7 protein-coding genes are annotated in these 6,314 nt (G+C 22.7%); 3 read left to right on the forward strand and 4 right to left on the reverse strand.

Annotation, left to right across the window (positions count from 1 at the left end):
* Positions 1 to 117: 117 nt before the first annotated feature.
* Positions 118 to 579 (reverse strand): hypothetical protein, encoded by a 462-nt coding sequence (locus EHV01_RS02350; protein ID WP_422066038.1) that lies wholly within the window; start codon positions 577 to 579, stop codon positions 118 to 120.
* 364 nt (positions 580 to 943) lie between these two features.
* Here EHV01_RS02350 and EHV01_RS02355 point away from each other — a divergent pair, with 364 nt between their 5' ends.
* The gene (locus EHV01_RS02355; protein WP_422066039.1) at positions 944 to 1,948 is read left to right on the forward strand and encodes a hypothetical protein; all 1,005 of its coding nucleotides are present in this window, start codon (positions 944 to 946) and stop codon (positions 1,946 to 1,948) included.
* A 22-nt stretch (positions 1,949 to 1,970) separates the two neighbouring features.
* Entirely contained in the window at positions 1,971 to 2,480 is a 510-nt protein-coding gene (locus EHV01_RS02360) for a lipoprotein (protein ID WP_422066040.1), read from the forward strand.
* Positions 2,481 to 2,508: 28 nt separating this feature from the next.
* Here EHV01_RS02360 and EHV01_RS02365 read toward each other — a convergent pair whose 3' ends face one another.
* From EHV01_RS02365 to EHV01_RS02375, 3 genes are all read right to left on the reverse strand, one after another.
* Positions 2,509 to 2,769 (reverse strand): hypothetical protein, encoded by a 261-nt coding sequence (locus EHV01_RS02365; protein ID WP_422066041.1) that lies wholly within the window; start codon positions 2,767 to 2,769, stop codon positions 2,509 to 2,511.
* Complete coding sequence (locus EHV01_RS02370; RefSeq protein WP_422066042.1) at positions 2,760 to 3,425, reverse strand: hypothetical protein; 666 nt, start codon at positions 3,423 to 3,425, stop codon at positions 2,760 to 2,762. Before EHV01_RS02370 ends, EHV01_RS02365 begins: the two co-directional genes overlap by 10 nt.
* A 211-nt stretch (positions 3,426 to 3,636) precedes the next feature.
* Positions 3,637 to 5,067, reverse strand: a complete 1,431-nt coding sequence (locus EHV01_RS02375; protein ID WP_422066043.1) for a hypothetical protein — start codon at positions 5,065 to 5,067, stop codon at positions 3,637 to 3,639.
* An 864-nt stretch (positions 5,068 to 5,931) separates the two neighbouring features.
* Here EHV01_RS02375 and EHV01_RS02380 point away from each other — a divergent pair.
* On the forward strand, positions 5,932 to 6,186 hold the full coding sequence (locus EHV01_RS02380; RefSeq protein WP_422066044.1) for a hypothetical protein: 255 nt from the start codon (positions 5,932 to 5,934) through the stop codon (positions 6,184 to 6,186).
* Positions 6,187 to 6,314: the final 128 nt, after the last annotated feature.

The following is a 6,314-nucleotide window of genomic DNA, read 5'->3' on the forward strand; positions in this document are numbered from 1 at the left end:
ARTYCCACGCAATAAAGCATTAACCATATCAACATAGGCTTTTTGACCTGTTGTATTACCTTGCAATGTAAAAGGTACTTGTGGCAAATTAATTGTTGCCATAATATTCACTCCTTATTATCTAAGGTTTTTAAGTGTATAATCAGTTAATTTTTTAATTTCCTCAGGAGTATATGCTCCTTTTTCTTTAATACTTTCAATTTCATCATTTTTATTTTCAACCGATTTTTCAATCATATCTTTAATAAAATTAGTTGGTGAAACTGATAGTTGTTCTTCAACAAACAAATCAGGTTTTAATTCTTTTAAAGTTTGCATTTTTTCAGTTAAAGAACTACCACTAACTTTATTTAAATTAGTTTTAATATCTTCAATTTTAGTCGATGGAACATCTTTAAATGCTTTTAATTCATCTAATTCATTAGCAACTTTTAAATACTCTTCTTTTGAAATAGTATCTTTACGCTTTTGAATACCCTCAATAATTTGTTTTGTTTCATTATGAAATTCATTTAATATATTATCTGCTATTTCTTCACTTAAACCTTGTTCAATTAATTGTTCTTTTGTAAGTGCCATTTTATAAACCTCTCTTTTTTTATTCTTGTTCGAATAACAAGTCAGCATAAGTCTTTTTAAGGCGGAAAGCATAAACCGTAAATTACTTTTTTGTTAAAAGGATAAACCATTATAACTATTTTACACTATTATTTTAGCAATACAATACTTTATATAAACTTTTTAAACTTAATATATTTTATTGCTAATTTAACCTTTAAAACGCGTCATAATAGTCATTTTTCAAGATAAAATTTTGTAAATAATTCATAATTTTGCTTGTATATATATATATATATATATATATATATATATACTGAAGGTAAATCTTGATAAAAAATTTCAATAAATAGTTTCAAGATAAGAAAAGGAGAAAAAACACGTAATGAAAAAATTACTTAGTTTATTAAGCGTATTAGCAATTAGTGGAAGTGCACTACCAACAACAATTGCCGCCAGCCCTTATCAAAAAAAACAAAGTATAAGAGTAAAAAGACAAACACAAAGTCCTATTTTTAAAACTAATGGAGCTAACATTCCAACAGAACAACAAATCAAAGATAAATTAATTAATAAATATCCACACATAGCGGCTGAACAAATTAAAGTCAAAAATATTACTACTAATTCTGTAAATATTACTATAGATGGATTATCTGGCGAAAAAATACTTTATTTTAAAGTTGATAAATCTGTACCAATAAACGAAATTATTATAAATTCTAATTTAGGAGAAATAGATTTTTCAAAATTAGGTAATAGTTATAAAGAACAAATTAAGTTTAGATTATTAGAATTAAACCCACAATTAGACACAACAAAAATTAATGTTACAAGTATTACAACATATACCGCTAAAGTTATTTCAAATGATACAAGTATTTATACTGGTGAAATAGATATTAATTATTCTCGGCCAGTAAAATCAGTTTTTCAAAATCTTGAATTAGGATCAATTATAACTAATGGTGTTGATAAACCAACTTCAGAACAAATTAAAAATAAAATAAAAGAATTAAATAGAAATTTAGAAAATAATATAAATGATTTTGAAGTTAGTGATATAACAACAACAAATGCAAAAATAAATTTTAAAAGAAAAGATATTTTAAGTGGTGAAGTAGTCGTTACTTTTATATCTAATATTAATTTAAATAAAATTATTACAAATAATAATTTAGGTGAATTTAAAACTGAAAATTTATCTAATCCAACAAAACAACAAATTAAAAATAAACTAAAAGAAATGTATAACAATCTAGATATCACAAAAATTAACGTTGAAAATATTAGTAATAACAATGCAATTATCAATTCTGCTGATAAAAATGTTTATACSGAAAATGTAAAAGTTAATTATAGTGTTTCAATAGATTCACTTAATTGATAGTAATAAAAAGGATATAAGGAATATGAAAAAATTATTAAGTATTTTAGGAACAATCACTTTAATTGGAACAAGTACAACAAGTTTAGTTGCTTGTAATACACCACAAGAATATACCCCTGAAGAATTAGCAAAATTAAAAGAAGAAAACAAAATAAATACAAATAACCAAGAAATCAAAGATAATCTAGAATGAATAGCACCACAAGAAAAACTATTTAATACAGTTGATAATAAATGATATTATGTAGTATGAAAAGGTCAAAATTGAAATATTACCAAGTTTAAAAATAATAATCTAATAGATAGAACTCATCCAAGTATTGAAATTGATAAAAAGAATGAAGATGAAAATTATACTTTAAATTTAGAATGAAAATCACCAATGGTTACAATTGTTATTCGTTCTTATAGAGTTATAAGTGATTGACCTGCTCCAAGATTTAAATCAGTTTATCGTTGAAATTTAGATACTAATATATCTGATTTATTATATATTGAGGAAAATGGTAATATAAAAGTTAAAGGAGAATAAAAAAAGAGATTTATATCTCTTTTTCTTTTTATCTTGGTTTTGTTGTAATTTTAACCGGATTATCACTTTTATTGCGAATACCCAATATATTGGGATTATTAATATTTAATACAATATAATCTTTATTACCCCAAAATCATCTGGTACTTCTTAATATTTTTGCTAATAAATTACCAATTAATGCTTTTGAAAATCTAATTTTTAATTTCATATCATTTGTATAATATGATTGTAAATATATTTCTTTAATTTTATTATTAACATTATTAGACCATGATGTTATTTGCAATGAAAAATATATTTCAAATATATTATTTGGTGCTTCATATCTATTATAATATTTTTTTCACTTGGTAAACCATTAGTATAACCAGTTTTAAATGTTTTAATATCATTTATTGGTATTTCATTAGTATTTAATACAATTAAATTATCAATATCAAATTTAAAATTAACTTTATCAACTTGTGAATAACCATCTTCTAATAATTTTATCTCTGATAATGAAAATAAATTATTACTACAATCCTCATTTCCACCAGTTATATTAATATTTCTATTAGCAATAAAATTTTCTATTTCAGGTGGTCCACATTCAACTTGTAAATTACCTAGATTACTTATTTCAATAGTTTTATATGAACTAATAAATTTATCAATACTTTGAATTGTTGGGTCAATTTGTTTTAAGTCAATTTCTACCTCATAATAACCATAATTAAATTCATCTGCAAAAAAATTTATTGGATTACTATCTACTTGTTTACATTTTATTTCTGAATTAAATCTAGTTATTAATGGTAGTACTACATCAGAAGGCATAATATCTTTTGTATACTCTGGATAGTTATATGGAACTGGTGGCAGAACATATTGTGGGTAATTAAATGTTGGTATTTCAAAGTCGTGTGGTAATAAGAAACTAGTTTTATAATTAGTTGTCATATCGCGTAAATAATTATTTAGTGTACTTTTTGTTTTACCTTGTAAATTGTAAATGCAAATGTAGCACTTTTTATATGAATGAAAACCTTATTTTTAAGCTTAATAATTATTTTAGTAATTAATTAACTAAAATAAGCCATAAAATAAAAGATATTTTTGCTTTAATTTTTATAAAAAATCTTTACAAATTTAAAAAGCTTGATTTTACAGTTTATAAAGTGCTACACTTCATAGTACAATTTACACCTCTAAAACTCCAAACGGATAAACGTAAATAATCTTCTTCATTATTTGTATATGGGTTATCAGCATAAAAGATAATTTCAAAATTACCTTTATATAATGCTTGAATTGAAAACATATCAATTATATAACTACAATTTGTACCATCAGGTGTTTGTAAGAATTCGCAATTATTATCTTTTTCACTATCACTAACTGGTGTTTGRGCATCAACTGATTTGGTTTTTTCATTAATTAAATAAACTCGGTTAGTTTTTTCATTTAATTGTTTTAAATTATAAGTTGAATAAACTAATTCTTCGGTTGGTTTACCATCATTAGTTAAAACAGTCCCTTTAAATTTATCAGTTAATAAAGTAGTAAAACTAAAACTAGTAGCATTAGCACCAATCATAGCACCAATTTTATCATTGCCTTGTTCTCTAAATATTTCAAATGGTAAATAACCTTTTCCTTTTGATTTTTCAGACCAAAAAGCATCATTATAAAAACTATAAACATTAGAACTCATAAAACCATTAAGAAATTGAAAATTAGGTCAAGTTTTTTTATCTTGATTAATAACTCATCCTCATGGAATACCAAATGAAATAAAATTTAAGAATTTACCAACTCCGCCTGGGATAGTAAAAGGATTAAATACTAACTTTTGCGTATAGTTTAAAGGTAATACTGTAATTTGGCGATTAATAAAATTATTCATATTTAAAATATCTCAAACATTACATGAACTCATTTTATTATATTCAAATTGAACTTGCCCAACTGTATTACCAAATTCATCTTTTCTTCTAAAATAAGATGAAGCTTGTGTACTAATAATATTATCAACATTACCACTATTTACTTTTACTTTATTTGGTGGTGTTATTTTTCAACTTTTAGATCAATAAAATTCAGAATTATTATCTTCTTCATTAATAGTTGTCCCAACCGTAGGATTAGTTGCTGTTGAACTTGCTTTATCAGTTATAACAATACCCTCACTATTTTTTTGATTTCAAAAGTCGTATCTACTTTCCATATCTTTTTTTCAATCTTTATATCCAGTAATAATAGTTGGTTGAATACCTTGAATGTTATATCAACTTACTTCGGGTGATGCATAAGTATTTATTTTATCAGGTGGGGCAGGATACATGTTATACATTAATAAATCTCTTGAATTCATTACTTTTTTATTAAATTGACCTTTAATAATTGGTCTTCCTATAACTGGTATATCAAATAAAATTGGATTACCATAAAATTTAACTGCCATTGCTCTAACCCCTGGATCTTTTAATAAAATATCATCTAATTCAACAATACCTTTATTTAATTTTTCATCATAAGTTATTTTAGGAAAACAATAACCCTCTCCTGGAGCACTTGTTTGAATAAATTGTCTTACTGCCAAACCACTATTACTAATTTTGTCATTAATACTTGAAAATGTAATTTCTTGTCATAAGAAACTACCATCATAAGGTGAATATATCTATGTTTTACAAGTTTCAAGATTTACATTAAGTAAAAATAATATAAACACCGTTATTGGTGATTATGTTTATATAACTAATGATATTAATCAAAAAATATACTTAGGAATAATAACAAATATTGAAAATATTGAAGAAAATAAATCTTGTATAGTTAGTTGTAAACCAATAATGGGAATTTTTGATTTTAAAATATTAGTTAAAAATAATATAAATGAACTTGCTTGGAATGGTTTATATACAGTTTCTGAAGAATATTTTAATCAAGATAGTTTTTAAAGGAATTTTGAAAAAATAACTTAATATGAACTAATAAATCAGATAATATTAAATATACTTTTATACAAGATAATCAATCAGAACTAAGTTTATTTGATCTTTATAAAATTATTTATAATCAAACAAGAAATTATTTATCTTTTGAATTAGACATAAAAAATAAAAAAATTAATATAACTTTTAATTCGCCAAATAACGAAAAATATTATTTAAAAGATAATATTAATGATATTTATAATTTAAAAATAGATGATTTTTATAAACAAGCAATTAATAAGTTAGATATTTATGATGAAAATAATAAATTTAAAGAAAATTGATATTTACTTAAAATTAATGAAGTCGTTAATAACGAAATATTAGATAAAATTTTAAATATTTGAAATAATAAAATTTCTGCAACAACAATCGAAATTACAATTGAAGGTAAAAATATTAATTTAGAATTAATTAAAAATTGTCCTATTGGAACCAAAGCTAGCGGAAAAGATAGAACTACATATTTGCAGTTAATAGAATTTGATGTTTGATATCTTTGAAAAAATGGTGTTGAAGATGAAAAATCCTATTCAAATATTGCAGTTACAAACTTTCTAAAACAATCTAATAAACTAATTTTTACTTTTCCAAATAATGAAAGTAGTTGAAATGAAATATCAAAATATGATATTTTTAATTGAAATGAATTTTTAGAATTAGAAAAATTTTGTAGTATACCACATACATTTTGGAGATTCCAACAAAACAAGGAAAAATAATAAAATATATAATTTAAAATGAAAAAATATCATTAAAAATGATAAATATATAAATAAAAATTATAAAATTGGTACACTAAAAAATAGTTTAAATAAAACTTTATAAATTTTAAATTATTTAGTTAAAT

This window comes from Spiroplasma sp. hy2, assembly GCF_044714365.1.
Taxonomy (GTDB): Bacteria; Bacillota_I; Bacilli_A; order Mycoplasmatales; family Mycoplasmataceae; genus Spiroplasma; species Spiroplasma phoeniceum.